This is a genomic window from Centipeda artemidis DSM 19719, assembly GCF_000426665.1.
GTDB lineage: Bacteria > Bacillota > Negativicutes > Selenomonadales > Selenomonadaceae > Centipeda > Centipeda artemidis.
In genome coordinates this window covers 87,339-108,548 of record NZ_KE384552.1, presented here as the reverse complement: position 1 = coordinate 108,548, position 21,210 = coordinate 87,339, and the positions used below count along the sequence as shown (strand labels likewise).

The 21,210-nt window shown below is 56.9% G+C and carries 21 protein-coding genes; 7 read left to right on the top strand and 14 right to left on the bottom strand.

What is annotated here, in order from left to right; translation table 11 throughout:
- Positions 1-20: 20 nt before the first annotated feature.
- The gene (locus K341_RS0111265; RefSeq protein ID WP_026762862.1) at positions 21-284 is read right to left on the bottom strand and encodes an HPr family phosphocarrier protein; all 264 of its coding nucleotides are present in this window, start codon (positions 282-284) and stop codon (positions 21-23) included.
- Between the two features lie 440 nt (positions 285-724).
- Between K341_RS0111265 and K341_RS0111260 the strand changes: the two genes are divergently transcribed.
- Positions 725-1,018, top strand: coding sequence for a nucleotidyltransferase family protein (locus K341_RS0111260; protein WP_026762861.1), 294 nt, complete (start codon positions 725-727; stop codon positions 1,016-1,018).
- A gap of 147 nt (positions 1,019-1,165) precedes the next feature.
- Here the strand turns inward: K341_RS0111260 and K341_RS0111255 are convergent, their stop codons facing one another.
- Positions 1,166-1,756, bottom strand: a complete 591-nt coding sequence (locus tag K341_RS0111255; protein WP_026762860.1) for a hypothetical protein — start codon at positions 1,754-1,756, stop codon at positions 1,166-1,168.
- A 251-nt stretch (positions 1,757-2,007) separates the two neighbouring features.
- Here K341_RS0111255 and K341_RS0111250 point away from each other — a divergent pair, with 251 nt between their 5' ends.
- On the top strand, positions 2,008-2,562 hold the full coding sequence (locus K341_RS0111250; RefSeq protein ID WP_026762859.1) for an NAD(P)H-dependent oxidoreductase: 555 nt from the start codon (positions 2,008-2,010) through the stop codon (positions 2,560-2,562).
- Here K341_RS0111250 and K341_RS0111245 read toward each other — a convergent pair.
- From K341_RS0111245 to K341_RS0111235, 3 genes are all read right to left on the bottom strand, one after another.
- On the bottom strand, positions 2,557-2,910 hold the full coding sequence (locus K341_RS0111245; RefSeq protein WP_026762858.1) for a winged helix-turn-helix transcriptional regulator: 354 nt from the start codon (positions 2,908-2,910) through the stop codon (positions 2,557-2,559). The genes K341_RS0111250 and K341_RS0111245 overlap by 6 nt on opposite strands.
- 239 nt (positions 2,911-3,149) lie before the next feature.
- Complete coding sequence (locus tag K341_RS0111240) at positions 3,150-4,391, bottom strand: NAD(P)-dependent malic enzyme (RefSeq protein WP_009350846.1); 1,242 nt, start codon at positions 4,389-4,391, stop codon at positions 3,150-3,152.
- A 29-nt stretch (positions 4,392-4,420) separates the two neighbouring features.
- A complete protein-coding gene (locus K341_RS0111235) occupies positions 4,421-5,773 on the bottom strand; it encodes an LCP family protein (RefSeq protein ID WP_026762857.1) in 1,353 nt (450 codons plus the stop codon).
- 144 nt (positions 5,774-5,917) lie between these two features.
- Here K341_RS0111235 and K341_RS0111230 point away from each other — a divergent pair, with 144 nt between their 5' ends.
- The 4 genes from K341_RS0111230 (at position 5,918) to K341_RS12055 (ending at position 8,606) form a co-directional block, all read left to right on the top strand.
- A complete protein-coding gene (locus tag K341_RS0111230; protein ID WP_026762856.1) occupies positions 5,918-6,421 on the top strand; it encodes a CYTH domain-containing protein in 504 nt (167 codons plus the stop codon).
- Between the two features lie 257 nt (positions 6,422-6,678).
- Positions 6,679-7,356, top strand: coding sequence for an MgtC/SapB family protein (locus K341_RS0111225; protein WP_009350843.1), 678 nt, complete (start codon positions 6,679-6,681; stop codon positions 7,354-7,356).
- Between the two features lie 21 nt (positions 7,357-7,377).
- A complete protein-coding gene (locus tag K341_RS0111220) occupies positions 7,378-7,857 on the top strand; it encodes a deoxycytidylate deaminase (protein ID WP_009350842.1) in 480 nt (159 codons plus the stop codon).
- Positions 7,858-8,096: 239 nt separating this feature from the next.
- Entirely contained in the window at positions 8,097-8,606 is a 510-nt protein-coding gene (locus K341_RS12055) for a hypothetical protein (RefSeq protein ID WP_248676921.1), read from the top strand.
- Between the two features lie 76 nt (positions 8,607-8,682).
- Here K341_RS12055 and citC read toward each other — a convergent pair whose 3' ends face one another.
- Together citC and K341_RS0111205 are read right to left on the bottom strand one after the other, a co-directional pair.
- Complete coding sequence (citC, locus tag K341_RS0111210; protein ID WP_026762855.1) at positions 8,683-9,729, bottom strand: [citrate (pro-3S)-lyase] ligase; 1,047 nt, start codon at positions 9,727-9,729, stop codon at positions 8,683-8,685.
- Between the two features lie 28 nt (positions 9,730-9,757).
- Entirely contained in the window at positions 9,758-10,654 is an 897-nt protein-coding gene (locus K341_RS0111205; RefSeq protein WP_026762854.1) for a Fic family protein, read from the bottom strand.
- A gap of 181 nt (positions 10,655-10,835) precedes the next feature.
- Here K341_RS0111205 and gyrA point away from each other — a divergent pair, with 181 nt between their 5' ends.
- Positions 10,836-13,283: a DNA gyrase subunit A gene (gene gyrA / locus K341_RS0111200; RefSeq protein WP_026762853.1), complete on the top strand. Its 2,448-nt coding sequence runs from the start codon at positions 10,836-10,838 to the stop codon at positions 13,281-13,283.
- An 85-nt stretch (positions 13,284-13,368) separates the two neighbouring features.
- On the opposite strand, the gene K341_RS0111195 is transcribed toward gyrA, so the two are convergent.
- The 7 genes from K341_RS0111195 to K341_RS0111160 all read right to left on the bottom strand — a co-directional run bounded on the left by K341_RS0111195 (position 13,369) and on the right by K341_RS0111160 (position 21,195).
- On the bottom strand, positions 13,369-14,964 hold the full coding sequence (locus K341_RS0111195) for a DUF805 domain-containing protein (protein WP_026762852.1): 1,596 nt from the start codon (positions 14,962-14,964) through the stop codon (positions 13,369-13,371).
- 111 nt (positions 14,965-15,075) lie between these two features.
- Positions 15,076-15,579, bottom strand: coding sequence for a DUF805 domain-containing protein (locus K341_RS0111190; RefSeq protein ID WP_009437984.1), 504 nt, complete (start codon positions 15,577-15,579; stop codon positions 15,076-15,078).
- 64 nt (positions 15,580-15,643) lie between these two features.
- Positions 15,644-16,042: a hypothetical protein gene (locus K341_RS0111185; protein WP_026762851.1), complete on the bottom strand. Its 399-nt coding sequence runs from the start codon at positions 16,040-16,042 to the stop codon at positions 15,644-15,646.
- 116 nt (positions 16,043-16,158) lie between these two features.
- Entirely contained in the window at positions 16,159-17,880 is a 1,722-nt protein-coding gene (locus K341_RS0111180) for a sensor domain-containing diguanylate cyclase (protein WP_009350832.1), read from the bottom strand.
- Positions 17,881-18,053: 173 nt separating this feature from the next.
- Positions 18,054-19,562: a phosphohexomutase domain-containing protein gene (locus K341_RS0111175; protein WP_026762850.1), complete on the bottom strand. Its 1,509-nt coding sequence runs from the start codon at positions 19,560-19,562 to the stop codon at positions 18,054-18,056.
- A 202-nt stretch (positions 19,563-19,764) separates the two neighbouring features.
- A complete protein-coding gene (locus K341_RS0111170; protein WP_026762849.1) occupies positions 19,765-20,430 on the bottom strand; it encodes a D-sedoheptulose-7-phosphate isomerase in 666 nt (221 codons plus the stop codon).
- 390 nt (positions 20,431-20,820) lie between these two features.
- Positions 20,821-21,195 carry a pyridoxamine 5'-phosphate oxidase family protein gene (locus tag K341_RS0111160; RefSeq protein WP_009658827.1) on the bottom strand — a complete coding sequence of 125 codons (375 nt, stop codon included), beginning with the start codon at positions 21,193-21,195 and terminating at the stop codon, positions 20,821-20,823.
- Positions 21,196-21,210 lie beyond the last annotated feature (15 nt).

Genomic DNA, 21,210 nt, shown 5'->3' with positions numbered 1-21,210 from the left:
TGTCAAAAACGCACCGTTACTTACCGGTAGATATCCTTTGCGGCGAGCATGCCCGCAAGCGTATACACCGCGGCCGTCGCTTCCGGCCCGGAAGCCTCGACCGTGATCTCGCTGCCGCAGGTGATGCCGAGTCCCATGATTTCGAGAACGTCCGTTGCCTTTGCCTCCTTTCCGTGCGCGTACAGACGAATCTCCGCCTCGAACTTCGACGCGCGGTCGGCGAGCAGCACGGCCGGACGTGCATGAAGCCCCGAGGGGTTCTCCATGGTGATCGTCACTTTCATGTCGTTCCCTCCTTTCGTTGATCAATAAAAAATCGGCATTAGGAGATAAGGAGACCCCTCATCTCTTAATACCGAATTCTTCTGCATACTTCAGTAGCCAAGCTATTTTGTTATAAATCCCTCTCTTTTTCTGAATTATGATAATCATATCACATCTCGTATAAACCTGCAAGAAGAATTTGAATATAGATACCAGACATGCAGCAGATGTTCATTGTAAAATGAAGTGGGACAGTAAAAAAAGACAGGCAGCGCTCTATGTGTTGCAATGCTTTCACCACAAAAACAGAACAGAAGGTGCTGCCGTGTCCCATACTCATTATTGTAATTTAGGATTGTCTTTTTTCATATTGTCACCCTTCCTATGAAGCAATTGACAGTGCTCCTTCCCTGCGATAGAATGAAATCAAGAAAAACCGACGAGAGAGGAGGAATCTCCCATGCTGCTCACCATTCCCGCCGTCAAGGAGCGGATCGCACCCGTCTGCAAAGCGCGCGGCGTTGCAAAGGTGTATCTCTTCGGCTCGTATGCGCGCGGTGAAGCGACCGAGGAGAGCGACGTGGATTTGCATATCGAGGGAGGTCGTATCCAAGGGCTTTTTGAACTCAGCGGATTTCGTCAGGATATTGTAGAAGCCCTCGAAAAGGACGTCGACATCATCACTTGTATGCCAAAACCCCCGCATTTTCGAGAGAATCTTGAACGAGAGGAGATATTGCTCTATGCCAATTAAGACAAAAGACGGGCAGATTTTATATCTCATTTCCCGAACCGGAAACAACCGAAGGATCCTCCGGATTTTATCGAAAATAAATCGACATCAACATAAAAGGACTGCAGCACGAATTCGTGCTGCAGTCCTTTTATATTGTACCGGCGCTTAATCATCGACAACGAATTTATGCCCGCAGCGATTGCAGATATAGCTCCGGTTCCACGCTTCCAAACGATTGCGATATCGTGCCATCGCCGCATCATTTTCCGCCTGTACCGCTTCATTGGCTTTTTTCATACCGGGATATGCTTTTATCAGGAAAAAGACGGTACAAGCGATAAATGCATACATAAGGTAATCCATCCATGCCCAAATATCCTTGTTAAATTGATACTTCGCAACGAAATAAATGATCGCCAACGTGATCGGCATCAGGCAGCCGATCGCACCGCAGCCCACGGAGACAAGAGAATTTGGCATCTCTTTCAGCTTTGGTTCCGAGGGCGGCGCAACCTCGCGTGCGAGGTCGGTCATCGTATGCGTCGTATGTGACACGTTTTCATAGATGGGGCGATTGCCCACCTCTTTTGTTTCGATATGTCCGTCAAAGTGTTGGGTTGTTTCGACCTTGACATCGTAACCGACAACCTCACGATGCACCGCAGTGCCCGTGCCGTGACCGCTCTTATAGACCAGTGGAATGGACGACGTATTTTCACTGCCGCAGTTCGGGCAGTTTAACTTTCCCGGTTCCATATCGTTCCCTCCTTGATATGCTGATGAAAAGAGACTGTTTCACATGACAGTCTCTTTTTGTTGTATTTGATTTCGTTAAGCGGATGTGGTTTTCCTGCAATGAGATGTTAATTTTTTGAAAACATATCTTTGTTTTGTGCCGCATCATGTCGAATACTTTCTCCGAGGTAAGTACTGTGCGCAAAGGTGCGTTCTTGTCACCGCGGTGCGGCAGCGCTATACTTTCTTCGAGAAGAAAGTGAGGTGCTTTGATGAAAACACTCGTTATTGCGGCGCATCCCGCGCTGAAAGACTCTGTGATCAATAAACGCTGGCTCAGTGAGCTGCAAAAGTATCCTGATCAATATACGATTCATGTGCTTGCGGACGTCTATCCGGACGGCTGCATTGATGCGGCACGCGAGCAGCATTTGGTTGAGACGCACGGCAGCTTGATCTTTCAGTTCCCGTTTTATTGGTTTTCCTGTCCGCCGATCCTCAAAGCATGGTTTGATACGGTGCTGACACACGGATGGGCCTATGGGAGAAACGGCGGGGACAAGCTCGCGGGGCGCAAAATCGCTCTTGCTGTCAGTACCGGCATCCGCGCGGAGGATTATGACCGCGGCGGCCGTTATCACTATACGCTCGCGGAACTCCTCGCACCGTTTGAAACGATGCTGCGCATCTACTGCCGCGCGGATTACCGATCGTTCTTTGTCTTCTACGGCGCCGAAGATGTGCCGGGCGAAGATTACAGCTCGCCTGCGTGGGAGGTTGAGGCGAGCGCGCAGGAATATGCCCGCTTTGCGGCGGCGTTGTCATAGGGTTTTGCGCATATTGCGGTGGCGCTCCCCCCAATCGCACATCATGTAGAGGATGGGGATCAGCGAGCGTCCGTGCTGTGTGAGCGCATACTCTACTTTGGGAGGAATCTGCGGGTATTCCGTCCGCGCAACGAGTCCGTCACGGGCGAGTGCGCGCAGTACGGAGGCGAGGGTCTTGAACGATATGCCCGTAATGCGGCGGTGCAGCTCGTTGTGCCGCAGGGCGTCGTGTTCTGCGAGCAGGTAGAGCACAGCCATTTTATATTTACCGCCGATCAGCGACAGTGTATAGTGAAATCCGGTGCGTTCGATTTCTGTTCCCTGTGGGATACAGCTTGCTTCCTTCATAAAATCTCTCCCGTAATCATTACCGATAGAAAAAGGACACGTTTCATCGTGTCCTTTTTTGTATAGCCAAGTGAAAAGCGAAAATCCCGCGTCACGCCACACCGTACAGTGAGTGAGCCGTAAGCTTTGATGCACGGCTAGGAATGAGGTGAACGCGAGCGACGGCGTAGTAAAAAGCTACTCCTAGCGAAGCGTTCACCGATATGACAACGCTGTGCGCAAAGATCGCGGCTCACGCCTTACACTTTCTGTCCTAACAGCTCCCGCGTATGCCTTGCCACATCCTCCGGTGTGATGTCCGTCTTGCGTGCGACACCCGTCTCGAGTGCTGCCTTTGCGACGGCGGCGGCGACGGTGGGGGCGACGCGCGGGTCGAGCGGGCTCGCGATGATGTTGGTCTCGTTGAGCTCGCTCTCGGGGATGAGGGACGCGATGGCGCCGGCGGCGGCGATCTTCATCTCCTCGTTGATCTCCTTGGCACGGACGTCAAGGGCGCCGCGGAAGATGCCGGGGAATGCGAGGAGGTTGTTGACCTGGTTCGGGAAGTCGGAACGACCCGTGCAGACGATGCGCGCGCCCGCTTCCTTTGCCTCGTCGGGCAGGATCTCGGGGACGGGGTTCGCCATCGCCATGACGACGGGCTCCGGGCTCATGGTCTTGATCATCTCCTGCGTGAGGCTGCCGGGGGCGGAGACGCCGATGAAGATGTCCTTGCCCTTCACGACCTCGGCGAGTGTGCCGCGCTCCTTCTGGAGGTTGGAGACCTTTGCAATGCTCTCCTTGTACGGGTTCATGTTCTCGGGGCGCCCCTCGTAGATCGCACCCGTGGTGTCGCAGAGGACGACGGTGGTTGCGCCGTACGCAAAGAGGAGCCGCGCGATCGCCTGTCCTGCAGCGCCTGCGCCGTTGATGACGATCCGCGCGGTGCGCAGGTCGCGCCCGAGGTACTTGTACGCGTTGAGCAGCGCGGAGACGACGACAATGGCGGTGCCGTGCTGGTCGTCGTGGAACACGGGGATGTCGAGGGTCTTCTTCAGCTCGTTTTCGATGTCAAAGCACTGGGGCGCCTTGATGTCCTCGAGGTTGATGCCGCCGTAAGTCGGGGCGATGAGCTGGCAGACCTTTACGACGTCCTCGACCTTGGGGCTGTTCACACAGACGGGGACGGAGTCGACGCCGGCGAATCCCTTAAAGAGGATGGATTTGCCCTCCATGACGGGGAGTCCTGCGCCTGCGCCGATGTTGCCGAGCCCGAGGACGGCGGTGCCGTTGGTGACGACGGCGACCATGTTGCCCTTCGTCGTGTAGTCGTAGATGCTCTCGGGGTCGTCCTTGATCGCAAGGCATGGCGCCGCGACACCCGGTGTGTAGGCGCGGCTGAGATCGTCGCGCGAGGTCAGCGGGACGGTCGGGGTGACGGCGAGTTTGCCGTGGTGGCTCTTGTGGAGGTCGAGTGCTTCTGCATCAAATTTGCTTGCCATGGTGATGGACTTCCTTTCTTTCTCCTAAATTACTCTTGTTTCCCGGTGCCGGGAGTGCCCCGTGTGGGGGCGTTGCTTTGTGCTCCGCCGGAAGAACTGCGTGCGTCGGTACTGCTGCCGTTCTCACGCGAGGAGGCATGGCGCCCGGTGTCCGAGGACTTCGTCGATGAGCTGCCGCCGGTGCTCCCGCGCGTGCGGGTGGAGGACGGTGTGTCCTCGTCTTTGTCGGATGCGGAGGAGGAACTGCCCGGCGTTCGGGATTTGGAGGATTTGCCGCCGCTCTTGACGTCTTTGTCCTCCGCATCCTTTTTGCCGCTCTTTTCTCCGCGCGCCTCGTCCGCGCTGACGGCATGCCCGACGGAGGTATCGCCTGCCGGGAGCTCGGTGGCGCCCGCCGGGATGGATTCCTCGTACTCGCGCACGGCGCGTTCCATGCGGCTGCGCTCGGCGGAGCTGAGGACGATGCCGAGGTTGCTCGCCATGGAGCGGCGGAGCTCCGACATGTTCGGAATCCAGTAGCTCACCTCGTCGATATACATCGGGCGCCCGGGAACCATCTCGGTGCGCAGACCGTGCGCCTGGGATTCGCGCAGTGTCCCCGCGAACTCGAGGAGCTGGCGCAGGGAGAGATCGGTCTTTACGCTGTCGATGACGCTGCTGATAATGCCCGGCAGACGCGGGAGGATGGCGGGTGTGGTGATGGCGTCGACGCACGCCTTCATAAACTTTTGCTGCCGCCGGACACGCCCGATGTCCCCCTCCTCGTCGCGGTAGCGCACGTAGGTGACGGCGGTTTTGCCGTCCATGTGCTGCATCCCGGGGCGGAGATCAATGATGAGACCGCCGTCATCGTCCCACGGGTCTTCATAGTACATGCGCTTTTCCACGTTGATGTCGATGCCGCCGATGGCGTCGACAATCTTTTGAAAGGCGTGCGTGTTGATGATGACATAATGGTCGATGCGGATGCCGAGGAAATCCTCGACCGTGCGCTGTGTGAGCTTCTCGCCGCCGTAGGCGTATGCGGCGTTGATTTTATCGTAGCCGTTGCGCGGGATGGCGACGCGTGTGTCGCGCGGGATGGAGAGGAGCGCCGTCTCCTTTTTCGCCGGGTCGATGGTCGCGACCATGAGCGTGTCGCTGCGTCCCACGTCGTCCGCGCGCTCGTCGACGCCCATGATCATGATGGTCGCCTTGTCCTTGGCGGTCAGGAGCTCTTCCTTTTGCTGCGTGTCACTGCGCTTGTCGAGCAGACTGCTCTCGGCGAAGAACACGCCCGCGATCGCCGCGAGGACAAAGATGAAGATCGTACCGAGGACGACAAACGGCCAGATACGTTTCTTTGGTTTTGTCGGTCGGAGCGGAGGTGGTAATTTGCTCAATGGTTTAACTGTTCTCCTTGCACTTTCACGTCATTCTAGATTATACTACTATATAATATTCCCTTGGTATCACAATAATATATAGCAAACGGCGCCATTATGCAACCTATTTCATCAAGTATTCATAGAAGGGACGCGGTTCTCATGGGGGTTGAAATCGAGCGAAAATTTCTTGTGCGGGAGGATTTTCATCCGGATACTGCCGGAACGCCGATCGCGCAGGGGTATCTCTCGCGCGATCCCGCACGGACGGTGCGGGTGCGCATCGCGGGAGAGCGTGCTTATCTGACGATAAAAGGGAAAAACGTCGGTGCCGCGCGCGCGGAGTTCGAGTATGAGATCCCCGCCGCCGACGCGCGGGAATTACTCGCGCTCTGCGATGCGCCGCTTGTCGAAAAAACGCGGTATCGACTCCCGCACGCGGGGCATCTGTGGGAGGTCGATATCTTTCACGGGGCGAACGCAGGGCTCTGCGTTGCCGAGGTGGAGCTCGGCGATGAGCAGGAGAAAATCGACCTCCCTCAGTGGATAACAAGAGAAGTTACGGGGGAAAAACGTTACTACAATTCGTCGCTGATCGCGCATCCCTACATACTGTGGACAGCGGAGGAACGCGGTGTTCATCCACTCCGGTCTGTGGATAAGTAAGATAAAGTATACTACAAAATATAGGATTCAGATACTTTTCAGGTTCTATATATGGGGTTATCCACTGCTTTATCCACATTATCCACAGAAATCGGAGCATCGTTCGGATTTTTTATCCACACTGTGCAAAGATATGTGGATAAAGGCGTTTTCGGGCTTTTACACAAATTTATCCACAGACTTTTACACAGCTGGGGATAACTTATGACAATGTGTTAATTTTATGTTTTGTTCTCACCGGAAAGGTATTTTTACATATGCAAGAATGGGAAATCTGTCTGCGGCTCGTGCTCTCGTGCATCATGGGCGGCATCATCGGCTACGAGCGGCAGATGCGGCACAAATCGGCGGGTCTCAGAACGAACATGCTCGTCTCGCTCGGCTCGTGTCTCATCATGATCATGTCCGAGGCGCTCTACGACAACGTCGAGGGCAAGACGAACGCCGATCCCGCGCGGCTCGCGGCGCAGGTCGTCAGCGGTATCGGCTTCCTCGGGGCGGGCGCGATTATGAAGGAGGGGCTGACCGTCACGGGACTGACGACGGCGGCGTGCCTTTGGGTCGTGGCGGGCGTTGGACTCGCGGTCGGCGCGGGATTTTACTTCAGCGCGACGGTGACGACGCTCATCGTGTTCCTCGTCCTCGGCAATCTCTCGCGGCTCGATGCGTGGGTGGACAGCGACCGCCTGCTTTCGCTCTCGGTGCACACGGTCGACCGCCCGGGACAGATCATGCGCATCAGCGCGTGCATCGAGGATCTCCACCTGCGCTCGCGCGGGGTGAAGGTGCATACGGACGAGGACGAGGCGCCGCAGGCGGGAGAGCGGCGCATTTATGTCAGCTTTGAGGTTTTTAACACGGAGAACATCAAACCCGCCTTTATCGTGGATGCGCTGCGGCAGGTGGACGGGGTGCTCCGCGTGGACGTGGCTTGATTGTGGAAAAGAGGAAGTACAATGATCATCACATGGGACGAGTATTTTATGGGCATCGCGATTTTCTCCGCCTATCGGAGCAAAGACCCGCACACGCAGGTCGGCGCGTGCATCGTCAACGAGGATAAGCACATCGTCGGCGTCGGTTACAACGGGATGCCGAACGGGTGCGATGACAGCGAGTACCCGTGGGGGCGGACGGGTGAGTTCGCCGATCAAAAATATCCCTACGTCGTCCACGCCGAGCTCAACGCCATCCTCAACGCGAGCACATCGCTCAAGGGCTGCCGCATCTACGTCTCTCTTTTTCCGTGCAACGAGTGCTGCAAAGCCATCATCCAGAGCGGCATCCGCGAGGTTGTCTATCTCTCCGATAAATACGCCGCCACCGACAGCACGAAGGCGTCGAAGCGGATGCTCGCCTCTGCGGGCGTTGTGTGCCGGCGGATGGAGACGGATTTGACGGAGGTGCCGGTGTCGTTCACGCCGGTGGAGACGTAAGGCGTGACGCGGGATTTTGGCGCATAACTGCGTCACTGCGAAAAATACTGCGCTCGACGTAGGTCTTTAACTACGCCTTCGCTTGTATTTTTCTTGTTCCTTGTTCTGCATCCAAACTTCCGCGTCACTTACGTTGCGGTGATGAGAGGCGGGATTTTCGTGCCTAGCGTCGTTATTCGTCGAATCCTGCGGGGGCGCAGAGTTCCAACCCGATGTGCTGCGTCCATGGAGGAAAGGAAATGGATCGAGATACTTCGGATCGGATGCGCTGTATTTCACTGGCCGTTTACATGGCGGTGTCGTTTTATTTTGCCTTTGATTTGATATTTCTCGCTGTCTATACGCTGATTGTGTGCGGCAAGGGCGGCGCATACGGCGTCGGGGTCGCCGTTCCCGCGATTTTGGTGATCGTTCCGTTTGTTCCTATTGTCAAGGAAATCCCGTGGAGACGGCTCTGTCTCGCTGCCGGGGGCGGGTTTTTCCTCCTGTACGGCGCGGCGCTCCTTTTGGTAGAGCCGGAGTTTCTGGAAGATCGGCTGTTTGAGATTACGGTTCTCGTGGTGTCGTACATCGTGATTCAACTGGTCGCGCTGCTGCTTCTGCGATATTTTTTTGACGGTATGGAAAAGCGCGGGCGCTATATCGCGATAGGGGTGAGCGTCGCCGTTTTCTGGGGCATATGGGGGCTATTCTATTATTTAGGAGGGACGCCCGTTCTTTCGAACTGGTTTTTCCGCGGCGCAGCATAATATTTATAGACGAGAAAAGCTGTCGTATTTGTCATGCGGCAGCTTTTTCATGCAGTGTTCTGTTATTTTGGGATGTTCAATAATGTACGACGTTCTCGGCGCGCCGGATTGCACGGCGCACATCGGCGCTCTCCTCGGACGTCAGATAGGCAAGCGTCGGCGCGGGGACGAGATCGGCAAGCTCTTTCATGCGCCCCTCGCGGATGCAGGTGCGGACGCTCGATGCGCTGATGGGCGCGCCCGCGTGCTCCTTGCGCGGGATGATCTCGCAGGTGATGCCCGCCTGCGGGAGGAGGCGGTGCATACTGTCGTTGTAGAGGCTCGTGACGTGACTCGCCTGCTCCGCACCGACGAAGCGGCGCGTGATGCCGAGCGCGGCGGCAATCTCGGTAAAGACGACGAGGTCAAGCGCCGCATGTCCGCGGATCGCCTCGTCCTCATCCTTTTGGAAATAGCTCGGGAACGTCGCCTGACTGACGATATAGGGGCCGCTCGCGTGGCAGACGACGTTCGGCAAATGCGCCGTCCCCGCCCGCACAAGCCGTTCACGCACGGCGCCGGGGAAAAAGCTCACGTCCTCACTGACGATAAAGACGTGCAGGAGGTCGCTGCGCGCGGCGGCGTATTCGATGAGATACTGGTGCCCGAGTGTGAAGGGATTCGCATTCAGAACGACCGCGCCGATATTCTCATACGTGCCGGCGGGTGTCTCCGCCTTCCATTTGGCAAGCATTCCGGAAAATCCGTCGGGGCGGTTCTCCATAAAGACCACGCGGTTCGGCACGCGTGCGACCTCGTAGAATCCGAGCTGCTTAAAATACGGTGCGGTCGTCGGTTTCGTATAGAGAAAGACGTTCCCGTTCCCGCGCGCCGCCTGTACGCCCATGAGGTGATCGAGCAAACGGCGCAGCATCCCCTCGCCGCGGTGTTCGGTGACGACCGCAAAACAGCGCAGTGTATTCCCCGCACAGCTCCCCGTCGCAATAAATGTGCCGTCCGCATCGCGGATCGCGCAGGTGTAGTCCACATGCGCGTCGAGCCGCAGCCCCTCGTGCTCTAAGAGGGCGCGCACGGCACTTATCCCCGCCGTGTCGTCCGGGGCGATATGGATGATGTTAGACATAGTGACCGCCTTTCCTATATACTCGGGTCTATTTCCTGTACGGCACGCGGAAATAGTCCAGATACGCCTTGAATTTATCCTGCGCCGAAAGGCAGGTATCTATCAGATAGCCGCGTTCCGACGTCCATTCGCGCAGCCCGCGGTAATAGAACATTTTTAGGTCTTCGTCGATGATAAACGGAACAATGCCGTGTCGGAGGCATTCTTTCAGCAGGATCAGCCGCCCCACGCGTCCGTTGCCGTCCTGGAACGGGTGGATTGCCTCAAATTCATAGTGAAACGAGATGAGGTCTTCGAATGTTTTTTTCTTCACGATGCGGTAGCGGCGCAGCAGTGCCCGGATTCGTTCCGGTACCTCTTCCGGCGCCGCGGTACGGCGCCCGCCGACCTCGTTGGGCAGCGTTTTGTATGCGCCCGCCGGGAACCGCCCTATGCGTGCGTCGCGGGTTCCGGTCTTGAGCGTTCGGTGGAGCGTCTTGATAAAAACTTCGCTCAGTGCGTAATTTGCCTGCTCGATGGCGAGGTCGATACAGCGGAAGTGGTTTGCCGTTTCCACGATATCGTCGACATTGACCGCTCCGGTTTCTGCGGCAATCGTGTTCGTTTCGTAAATATAACGCGTTTGGTCGTGGGTCAGGCGGCTTCCCTCCATATGGTTGGAATTATAGGTAAATTCGATTTGTATCTTGTGATAGATGCCGCCCTTGACGCGGTCTTTTTTTTCTGCGCGCAGCACCTCCGCCAGATTCTTCGGCGTGGTTGACCTCGCATTTGCGCGCCCCGGACGCTGCGTGTCCGCGGGGATGTTCCATGTCTTGCCCGTGATAAAGGCGTTTGGAATACGCCCTGCCGCACAGTAATTGCGCACGGTGCGCTCTGAGATCTCCCACTTTTTCGCCAGTTCCGACACCGATACATACGTCATAAACTACCTCCATATTTCTTATTATAGGATATAATCGGCAAGAAAACAACGTAATACAAATGATAAAATCCGATAATTTTGCCGTTATCGGCAATCCTGTCGCCCCGTGCGTAGACTTTTCCCCGTGAAAATGCTATAATGACCGTGGATTTTTATGAGACGAACACGAAGAGGTGACATTTTGGATTTGAATTTTGGAGAGGGCCGCGTCGTCCCGGTCAATCTCGAGCACGAGATGAAGAACTCCTACATCGACTACGCGATGAGCGTCATCGTGGCGCGCGCACTGCCGGACGTGCGCGACGGGCTCAAGCCGGTGCACCGCCGCATCCTCTACGCGATGCAGGGCTCCGGCATGACGAGCACGAAGCCGTACAAAAAATCGGCGCGTATCGTCGGTGAAGTGCTCGGTAAATATCACCCGCACGGCGACAGCTCCGTCTACGACGCCATCGTGCGCATGGCGCAGGATTTCTCCATGCGCTACATGCTCGCCGACGGGCACGGCAATTTCGGCTCGGTCGACGGCGATTCGGCGGCGGCGATGCGCTACACCGAAGTGCGCATGTCGAAAATCTCGGAGCTGATGCTGCGCGACATCGACAAGGAAACGGTCGACTTCACGGACAACTACGACGGCTCGGAGAAAGAACCGACCGTCCTGCCGGCAAAGTTCCCGCAGCTCCTCGTCAACGGCACAGCGGGCATCGCGGTCGGCATGGCGACGAACATCCCGCCGCACAACATGACCGAGGTCATCAACGGCACGCTCATGCTCATCGACAACCCGGATACGACCGTCGAGGAGCTGATGGGCGTCATCAAAGGCCCCGACTTCCCGACGGCGGGGCTCATCCTCGGCACGGAGGAGATCCGCAAGGCATATACCACGGGACGCGGCGTCATCAAGATGCGCGCGCGCGCCCACATCGAGACCATGAGTAACGGCAAGCCGCGCATCATCGTCACGGAGCTCCCGTATCAGGTCAACAAGGCGCGGCTTATCGAGAAAATCGCCGAACTCGTCCGCGACAAGCAGATCGACGGCATCACCGATTTGCGCGACGAATCCGACCGCAGCGGGATGCGCATCGTCATCGAGCTGCGCCGCGACAGCGCGCCGAACGTCATCCTCAACCAACTTTATAAACACACGCAGCTCCAAGACAGCTTCGGCGTCATCATGCTCGCGCTCGTGGACGGACAGCCCGTTATCATGAATTTGCGGTCAGTCCTTGGGCATTATATTAGTCACCAAGAGACCGTCATCACGCGGCGCACGCAGTACGAGCTCGCAAAGGCGGAGGCACGCGCCCATATCCTCGAAGGACTGACCATCGCGCTCGATCACCTCGACGCCGTGATCACGACCATCCGCGAGAGCCGCACCGCCGACATCGCGCGCACTGCGCTCATGGAGGGCTTCAAGCTCACCGAAAAACAGGCGCAGGCGATCCTCGATCTGCGTCTCCAGCGTCTCACGGGACTCGAACGCGAAAAGATCGAGCAGGAGTATCAAGAGGTGCTCGCCGCGATCGAAGAGTTCAAGAGCATCCTTGCCGACCGCAATAAAGTCCTCGCCATCATCAAAAACGAGCTCATCGAGGTGCGCGACAAGTACGGCGACGAGCGCCGCACAGAGATCACGTTCGACGCGAGCGAGATGGACATCAAAGACCTCATCGCGGAGGAGGACGTCGTCGTCACCCTCACCATGAGCAACTACATCAAGCGCATCCCGCTCGACACCTACCGCCGGCAGCGGCGCGGCGGCGTCGGGGTGAAGGGCATGGGGACAAAGGAAACGGACATCGTGAGCGATCTCCTCATCACGACCACGCATCACGAGATCCTCTTCTTTACGAACCGTGGGCGCGCCTTTGTGCTGAAGGCATACGAAATCCCCGAGAGCGGGCGCGCTGCAAAGGGCACGGCGATCGTCAACCTGCTCGCCGTCGAAGCGGACGAGCGCATCACCGCCGTCATTCAGGTACGCGAGTTCAAGCCCGACCGCTTCCTCTTCCTTGGCACGCGCAAGGGCGTCGTGAAAAAGACCCCGCTCGCCGAATTTGCGAATATCAGGAAGAGCGGACTGCGCGCCGTCAACCTCGACGAGGACGACGAACTCATCGGCGTGAAGTTCACGGACGGCGAGAACCGCATCATGCTCGGCACGCGCCACGGCAAGGCGATCACCTTCCCCGAGGACGGCGTGCGCTCCATGGGACGCATCGCGCGCGGCGTGCGCGGCATCACCCTCTCCGACGGGGACGAGGTCGTCGCCATGGACATCCTCAAGAGCGGTTCGGAGGTGCTCACCGTCACCGAGGGCGGCTACGGCAAGCGCACCGCGGCGGACGAGTACCGCACGCAGACGCGCGGCGGCAAAGGGCTTATCAATATGAAGGTCACGGAGAAAACGGGACCCGTCGTCGGCATCCGCGTCGTCCGCGGCAGTCAAGAGCTGATGCTCATCACGACCGAGGGCATCGTCATCCGCACGACCGTCGACGAGATTTCCCTCATCAGCCGCAACACGCAGGGCGTCAAGCTCATGACCATCGCCGAGAACGACCGCGTCGCCTCCATGGCAACCATGAACATGACCGTCGATCCGCCGATGGAATAAGAAAATATAAAACCCGCATAGAAAACGGAGCCGACGCACATTTTCGCTGTGCATCGGCTCCGTTCTTTTCATTGCGGCTCAATTTTCATTTTTTGACGAGTCGGGCAATGCCGATGATGCCGGCGACGGCACAGACGAAGGAGAATGCGGCGAACATGAGGGAGCCGTCGGTTGGCGCGACGACGAGCGGGTCGAGGAGCCTGCGGAGCGGTATATCGTGGGCGAATGAGATAAATTGCAGGATACCGAAGGATTCCGATATCGGCAAGAGCGCGAAGGGAATGGGAATGAGCGGAGCGAAGACAAAGACCGCTTCATAGGGACTGCGTCCAAGCGTGCGCAGGCGGCGGATGACGAGCGGGAGCGCAGCGATGGGATAAAGCGCCGGAGCCATGGCGAATAGGTGCATATGTGTGCCGAATGGCAGGAGGCCGAGCCCTATGAGGATAAAGAATATCGGAACGCTGACGAGATATAGGGCAGTTGGGACGATGATGCCCGCGGCAGTAAGGAGCAACAGCGTTTGTACGATGAACGGCCTGCGCTCAATACCGCCGTTCGTGGAAAGGAAGGCCGCGCGCATAGGCGGGAGCTTATTAGAGATAGACGGAGCCCCCCAGCGGTTCTCAACGGGACTGCCTTTTTTGAAGAAGAGAAATGCAGCGTAGGCTGATAGGAGCGGAAGGGTGACCATAAATATGAGAACGATGAAAAAAATCGAGCCGTCGAGAATATCATTCATATCAGTCGTCAAGTGGAATCCGCCGATGTATCCGGTCGGGGTGCCGCTGATCATCACCGACAAGGTAATGCCGATGCTTAGGAGGGACGAGACGAGCGTGAGCCCAAGGATGATGAGCGAGCACGGGACGAGCGGCAGGGCGAGCCAGCCGCTGCAGTTCATATCGTGCAGACGGCGAATGACGGCGGGGAGCGAGAGCGTCAACAGGGCGAGGCAAACGGCGATACAGGCGATGAACCAAGCGCCGGTCATCATCGTCCAGAATGCAGCCGTCATATCGCGAAAGAAAAATGCCGCGACGTAGTAGATGAGAGGAATGGAGAGCACCTCTAGGAGCAGGAATATAAGGCCGGAGCCCCCGAATAGGATGCCGACGGTCAGTGCAAAATCACGCCGCGAGAGCCTGCCGCTGCGGGAAAAAAGATCAAGGGGGATATATTCTCCCTTCTTTGTGTGCCTATTGTGATTTTCGCCTTGCTGTGTGGCGGGTGTGCCGGGGGCGGCGCATACGGGGGGTGGTTCTTTCGTGAAATCGCGTATGTCGGCGGATCCGAGCGGATCGTGACCGAACCGGTTGTCGCCCTCCGTTCCCTTTGCAAATATGAGATACAGACAGAGGATGACATCGACGAACGGGACGAGGCGGAGCAGCAGGAAGAAGCCTGACAGGTTAAGGTCGTGCAGGCGGCGAATCTGGAGCATGACACTGGATACAGCGTATGTAAGTACCACGACCCCCATGAGAGCTATGATGATCCATGTGACGATTTCACTATGGCGCAAATGCGGACTGAGCAGATCTAAGACGGAGGCAAGCAGGAGCATCGCTGCGCACATGAGGCCGAAGACGGCAAGCTGCCGCTTGAAATGACGCATGCGGTTGAGACGGCCGCGCCACGCGAAGAAGTGGGCGCGGAAGCCATGGTCGATCGGGTGCATGGGAATCCTTTCATTTACGGTATCGTGAAAACATTAAAAGCTGTGCAGAGGAAAAGCAAAGGGGTGTCACACGAAACAAACTCGTGCGGCACCCCCTCGTTTCATATGATATTATTCTTTCGGCGCGGTATCTGTGCGGGCGTAGGGATTGTCGTTATGCTCCGGCACTGCGGGCGCAGTCTCGCCGTAGACATACCCCGTCATATCGAGAGGATCGGAACCGTAGTCGTTGTCGCCCTCGGTTCCCTTTTTGAAGAACAGGTAGAGCCCGAGGCCGATGTTGACGAGCGGCACGAAATTCAGGAGGCAGAAGAAGCCCGACATATTGAGATCGTGCAGACGGCGGATCATCAGCATGTAGGCGGAGACCGTGAGCGGCAGGCAGAGCAGGAAGAACAGACCATATAGACCGAGCATCGCCGCCGTAAGTGCCCCCCCGTTCTGTGCGGGCTGCGGCTGGATGCCGGCGGCGATTATAAAGAGGATCATGATGATGATGTAAAGTGCAAAGCCGATGCCGAACAGCGCAAGGTTGCGGAAGAGATAGCGTTTCCGATTGAGACGTCCTTCATAGTTGAAGAAGTTCTCCTTGATTCCGTTGTCGATGGTGTGCATAACAGCTCCTTTCATAATACGATGATCGTACGTTTATCATTATACCATAGAAACGTGCCGCAGCTCAAATGTATTGTCGGGTGTCCTTTTGGAGCAAACGGGCGATACTGACAATACTGACGATGCAGCAGAGGACGGTGAGTGAGACGAGCGCAGCGGAGATCAGGCTCGGCACCGCATTGTGGAATGAGAGAATGGCGGCGGGGACGGCGAGCAGCGGGAAGAGGAACAGACCGATGAAGAATGCAGGCAGAGAACTTGCGGTGTTGAGGAGCCGGAATGCCCGAAGCGGCTCACCGGGGAAAGAAGTGGAGACACCGTAGACAATCGGGAGAGTCAGATTATTATAAAACGTGAGAAAAAGCCCCGTCCCGCCGAACAGCGCGGCGAGCGTTAGGGCAAAACTGCGCCGGGACAATCGACCCACCATGGTGAAAAAGCGCAGGGACGATACCGTATGCATAAAGACTCCTCCCGGTGCCGCAAGCCGTTCCGAAGGCTTGCAGCATGAAAAATTTTCAATCAAATAGGTCACCCGCCACAGTTTGCTGCGGATGACCTTTGGCATATGGAAGATTTCTAGCCGTCGGTCTCCTCGTTCTCGGTGGAGACGGCGTTGCGCCCCTTTTCCTTGGAGACGTAGAGCGCGCGGTCGGCACGGTCAATGAGGGCGCGCAGGCGATCCTTGTCTCCGTGCCATGTGGATACGCCAAAGCTCATGGTCACACCGGCGAGGGCGGCCTCGAGCTTGCGGCGCAGCTCCTCGCAGAATGCGGCCATCGTCTCGAGATCATAGTGCAGGGCGAGCAGTATAAACTCGTCGCCGCCGTAGCGGATGAACACATGGCGGCGGTCGATCTCGTCGTGTACGGTGCGCGCGATCTTTTTGAGTACGTTATCACCCTCGAGATGCCCCTTCGTATCGTTGACCGACTTGAAATGATCCACATCAAAGATCGCAAACGAGAATTTGAATCCGCGCTCATTGGCAAGCGCAGAAAATGCATCGAAACTTTTTTGGAGCTGGAGCCGGTTATAGCAGCCCGTGAGTGCGTCCCGCACCGCCTCTTCCTGCGACTCGCGCAGCTCCTGCGAGAGCTCCGTATTCTCGCGGGCGAGTTTTGCGTCACTCAGCATTTGCTCGCGCATGAGGAAGAAGATGAACGGCAGGGTCGTATAGACGGAAAATACCGTCGTTGCGAGCATGACCGCCGTTTGATGGTACTCCCAATGATAGGCGTCGATGCCGCCGAAGATGACGAACGAGATGAGCGTCAAAGAGGCGTAGCGGCACGCAGGGTGATGCTTCCAGCTCGAGCGGATCACGGCGTGGATGAGTACGAGGAACCCGACGAGCAGAACCGGATAATAGATGTAGAGGAAATTCGTATAGCCGCTCAGACCGACAATCTCGGTCAGCGATGAGACGGCAAAGACCAGGACAAAGATGCGCCAGGTCGATTGGATCCGCCCGATGAAGCGCGGCGAGACGATCTCCCGGATGACCGGGATCACGGAAAGCGGCAGGATATAAAGCGTGACGAGATGGAGCTCCCACCATAGGTGGCTCATGCCGAAGACGCGGGGAAAGAACGATGAGGTTCCCGCCGTCCATAGGATAAAGACGCCGAGGAATGTGATGAGATAGAGATGGGTCTTTCGCCTGTGTGTCGAGTCGCGCCACATGAGCCCCACGAGTAGGAGCATGATCAGCGTGACGGCAATCGACAAACTCGAGATGTAGATGGCATCCGTCGTACTGAGTTTGCGTATAAGGCTGCCCTCGTTGCCAAATGCGAGATAGCCGATGCTGCCGAGCCAGTTCGGATCGGTGCTGTGCAGCATGATGGTCAGGCGCTTGCCCGCGAGATTGCTGTCAAAGTGCACATAGTGAAACGCACGCCCGCGCGTGTCGAGCAGCGACGACCAATCGCCGTGTGTGTAGACGAGATCGTTGTCCACGTAGACATAGGCGTCCTGATTTGACGTTGTGAAAAGGATGTGATCGCCGACGAACCGTGCCGAAACCGGAATCTCAAACGAAATATAAACGGTCGTCGTTCCCTTCGGCACCTTTGGCGGCACCGGAAAATCATAAGGGTACCAATCGTAGCGATCCGCACGGAATCCAATGACATCCTTATAGTCCGGTTCGCCCTCGATGTACGCGTACTCCGCCTGGATCGAGGGATCGAGCGGTGTCTTGAGTGTATGCCATGCCGAGGCAACGATGAGTGTCAGCAATGTAACGGAAAGCAGGGTAATCCAATTGCCCCGCGGGAAAGATACAATCTTGTTCATACAGGCATCCCCCCAGCTGCCATATTCTCCCCAATAAGAACATTAATTTGATTGCAGATATATTTACATATTTTTTTCATTATAGCACAGTCCAAGCAGAAAATATATCCTTTTTATGAAAAACGCACTGCCTCTCTATTGAAGAAGGAAGTGTGTGGTAGGAGTATTCTGTACTATACGCTAAAACAAGATAGATTGATATGGTCAAAGCCGGAAAGAAATGATTTAACGCGCCGTTCAATCTCATCTGCGCCGCCCTCGGCGTTCGACTCGATATTGAGCGGCATATTCGGATCGTGCAGGGATATGCGCAGGAGTGCCCAGCCGTCCGGGAAAACGACGCGTACGCCCTCGTAGGAGGGGGCGGCAATCGAGAGACCCGCATCCCGTACGCGCTGCTCGAATGCAGCGAGAACCTTCGTGCCGTATGCTTTGACATCGTCCGCGCCTTCAATTTTGATGCGCAGCTCGCGCGCTTCCTTGGGGGCGCGCAGCGGGGCGATGAGATCCGCGAGGGTGCGCCCCTCGCTGTGCGCTTTTGCGGCGGCGATGAGGAGTTTCACCGCGAGATACGCGCCGTCGTCGAGGTAGTAGTTCTCACTGAGCGCGCCGTGCCCCGAGGTCTCAATCGCGAGCGGGGAGACCTCCCCTGCTTCATTCCGGCGGATACATTCGTTGATGACGTTCTTGTAGCCGCGCATGTAGCGGAGATGTTTGAGCCCGAGATGATTTTCGAGGAACTCGGTGAGCCCGTCGGAGGTCACGGAGTCGGTGACGATGGTGCTGCCCGGATAGTCGGGGGCGAGAATCGCCGCCATCATGGCAATGAGGGCGTTCCTGCTGATGTCCGTGCCGTCTGCGAGTACGGCGCTCATGCGGTCGACATCGGTGTCGAAGATGAGCCCGAGGTCGGCGTCCGACTCGATGACGGCTTCCTTGACGGCGCGCATGGCGGCGGGATCCTCGGGGTTCGGCACGTGGTTCGGGAAACGCCCGTCCGGGTCGAGGTAGCGGCTGCCCGTCGTGTCCGCGCCGAGCGGGGTGAGGATGCGGCCGGCGAAAAAGCCGCCCGCGCCGTTGCCCGCATCGACGACGATATGCATTCCTGTGAGCGGCTGCGCACCGCCGCCGAGCGCCGTGCGGATTTTGTCCACGAGATATTCGCTGTAACGCCCGATGAGGTCAAATTTCATCACATGGTCGAGCGTACCGTGCGCCTCCTCCGCCTCCGATGCGTATGTGAGGATTTTGATGATATCCTCTTTGTCCGTGCCGCCTGCCGGGGTGAAAAATTTCAGCCCGTTGCGGTTGTACGGGAGATGGCTCGCGGTGATCATGACGGAGCCGTCGGCGGCAGTATCCTCAAAGATGGTCGCCATGAACATGGCTGGCGTCGAGGCGAGTACGCAGTCGATGCCGTGTGCGCCCGTGTGGGTGATGCCCGTCAGCACGCAGTCCTTGATGGCGAGTGCGGAGATGCGCGAGTCGTGCCCGACGGCGATGCGCAGTTCGTCGGGGTGTTTGCCCGTCTTTTCCGCGAGGAAACGGATGAAGCCGGCCGCGATACGGTTCGCCGCCTCCGGGGTCAGCGTTACGGGCTCGCCTGGAACGCCGGGAACGGCGACGCCGCGGATGTCGCTGCCGTTTGCGAGCTTCATAAAGTCGGCGTGGGTTAAGGGCATGGTCATCCTCCTTGTTTATCGGTACAGTGAAGCGTGATCGCTGTGCGCCAAAGTCCCGCATCATAGCCGCAACCTGAGTGAGGCGCAAGCTTTGATGCACAGCTAGGAATGCGGAGAATATGAGCGCCGGCGTAGTTAAGAGCTACGTCAAGCGAAGTATTCGACAAATGACAACGCTGTGCGCAAAGATCGCGCCTCACGTCTATCCGAAGAATTCCTCCTCGGCAGCTATACACAGAGCATGATAGATCGGCAGATGATATTCTTGAATGACGTACGTCTCGCTTGCGGGCGCCTTGATTACGATATCCGCAAGATCGTCTGCCGCGACGCGCCCGCCGTGTGTTCCGGTGAGAGCGACCGTCGTAAGACCGAGTGCTTTTGCGATCTCAAATGCATAGATGACATTCTTTGAATTGCCTGAGGTCGTAATGCCGAGGAGTATATCCCCCTCCTTCCCCAGCCCCAATACCTGCTGCGCAAACGTCAGATCGGGCGCCTGGTCGTTTGAGAACGCCGTGCTGATGGCGAGCTGGGAAGGCAGCGAGATCGCAGGCAGTGCACCCTGTAAGTTCTGCATGAAATAATCGACGGCGCGCGGATCTTTCGCGTCACATACCGCGTGAAGCTTATCGAGCATTGCCTCATCGAGGTGGCGCGGCAGGAGGAACCCTTTCATCAGCTCGCCGACGATGTGCTCGGCGTCCGAGGCGGAGCCGCCGTTACCGCAGACGATGAGCTTGCCGCCCGCCCGGTAGCATTCACAGAGCGCCGTGATGGCCGCGCGGATGTCGGTGCCGCATCCCTCGAGTGCGGGATAGCGTGCAATGAGCGTATCGACGACGGCGTAGGTGGATGGTTTGACCATAATGTTGCTCCTTTATTTATGTCTTACTGTATCTTCTATTATAGCGGTTCGGCCGGCTTTTTCAAGAGGAGAGAGGTGATGCGTTCCCTTGGCACATACAGTGTTATGCCCGGCGGTGATACGCTGTACCCGGCAGTTGCCGGGGACGATACGCGGGGGCTTCCCGGGATCTATATGCGTGCAGCAACAGAATACGAATGTTTCGCACTGTTCAGAGGGAGGATCTTCATCGAATTTAAGGCTATTTATCTTTATTTATAGATATTTATATTTATTTTATTGAATTGATTTTTATTTATTTTCCTACAGACGGTTTTAGAGGAAAAAATAAGACCGCCGAGCGAAATATAAACGCGCAGCGGTTATTTTAGATGCAGTGATGCTATGAAATTATAGTGTTTGGCGGCAGCTTTCCGGGGTGAAAACAAGGACGCGTGCGGCAAAGGGGCATTTTTCTTTCATGCGGGTGAATAATGTGCCCTCTTTGAGGAAGGATGCGGTTCCCGTGAGCAGAAATCCGGTGCCGGGGCCGATATATCCCTCGACTTCGCGCGCTCCGAGTGTGAGTTCGACATGGGGGTTCTCTTTGCTGTTCTTCTCGGTCTTGCGCATCCCTGCCGCCGGGATGAGGATCTGCTCCTCGTCCGTGACGATCAGGTAGCTGTTCCACGTATTCGCGATATGTGCTTCGCCGCTTGCGGAGGCGGTGCCGATGGCAACGACGCCTTCATATTTCAGGCAGTCAAAGAATTTTTCAGGAAGCATGGTACTCTCCTTTAT

What these genes read in the sequence shown, in the direction of transcription:
- K341_RS0111190 (WP_009437984.1), bottom strand. Translation starts at nt 15,579, where the DNA reads ATGCACACCATCGACAACGGAATCAAGGAGAACTTCTTCAACTATGAA.
- citC (WP_026762855.1), bottom strand. Translation starts at nt 9,729, where the DNA reads ATGTCTAACATCATCCATATCGCCCCGGACGACACGGCGGGGATAAGT.
- K341_RS0111185 (WP_026762851.1), bottom strand. Translation starts at nt 16,042, where the DNA reads ATGCATACGGTATCGTCCCTGCGCTTTTTCACCATGGTGGGTCGATTG.
- K341_RS0111205 (WP_026762854.1), bottom strand. Translation starts at nt 10,654, where the DNA reads ATGACGTATGTATCGGTGTCGGAACTGGCGAAAAAGTGGGAGATCTCA.
- K341_RS0111195 (WP_026762852.1), bottom strand. Translation starts at nt 14,964, where the DNA reads ATGCACCCGATCGACCATGGCTTCCGCGCCCACTTCTTCGCGTGGCGC.
- K341_RS0111250 (WP_026762859.1), top strand. Translation starts at nt 2,008, where the DNA reads ATGAAAACACTCGTTATTGCGGCGCATCCCGCGCTGAAAGACTCTGTG.
- K341_RS0111170 (WP_026762849.1), bottom strand. Translation starts at nt 20,430, where the DNA reads ATGGTCAAACCATCCACCTACGCCGTCGTCGATACGCTCATTGCACGC.
- K341_RS0111265 (WP_026762862.1), bottom strand. Translation starts at nt 284, where the DNA reads ATGAAAGTGACGATCACCATGGAGAACCCCTCGGGGCTTCATGCACGT.
- K341_RS0111180 (WP_009350832.1), bottom strand. Translation starts at nt 17,880, where the DNA reads ATGAACAAGATTGTATCTTTCCCGCGGGGCAATTGGATTACCCTGCTT.
- K341_RS0111175 (WP_026762850.1), bottom strand. Translation starts at nt 19,562, where the DNA reads ATGCCCTTAACCCACGCCGACTTTATGAAGCTCGCAAACGGCAGCGAC.
- K341_RS0111260 (WP_026762861.1), top strand. Translation starts at nt 725, where the DNA reads ATGCTGCTCACCATTCCCGCCGTCAAGGAGCGGATCGCACCCGTCTGC.
- K341_RS0111220 (WP_009350842.1), top strand. Translation starts at nt 7,378, where the DNA reads ATGATCATCACATGGGACGAGTATTTTATGGGCATCGCGATTTTCTCC.
- K341_RS12055 (WP_248676921.1), top strand. Translation starts at nt 8,097, where the DNA reads ATGGATCGAGATACTTCGGATCGGATGCGCTGTATTTCACTGGCCGTT.
- K341_RS0111240 (WP_009350846.1), bottom strand. Translation starts at nt 4,391, where the DNA reads ATGGCAAGCAAATTTGATGCAGAAGCACTCGACCTCCACAAGAGCCAC.
- K341_RS0111230 (WP_026762856.1), top strand. Translation starts at nt 5,918, where the DNA reads ATGGGGGTTGAAATCGAGCGAAAATTTCTTGTGCGGGAGGATTTTCAT.
- K341_RS0111225 (WP_009350843.1), top strand. Translation starts at nt 6,679, where the DNA reads ATGCAAGAATGGGAAATCTGTCTGCGGCTCGTGCTCTCGTGCATCATG.
- K341_RS0111245 (WP_026762858.1), bottom strand. Translation starts at nt 2,910, where the DNA reads ATGAAGGAAGCAAGCTGTATCCCACAGGGAACAGAAATCGAACGCACC.
- K341_RS0111160 (WP_009658827.1), bottom strand. Translation starts at nt 21,195, where the DNA reads ATGCTTCCTGAAAAATTCTTTGACTGCCTGAAATATGAAGGCGTCGTT.
- K341_RS0111255 (WP_026762860.1), bottom strand. Translation starts at nt 1,756, where the DNA reads ATGGAACCGGGAAAGTTAAACTGCCCGAACTGCGGCAGTGAAAATACG.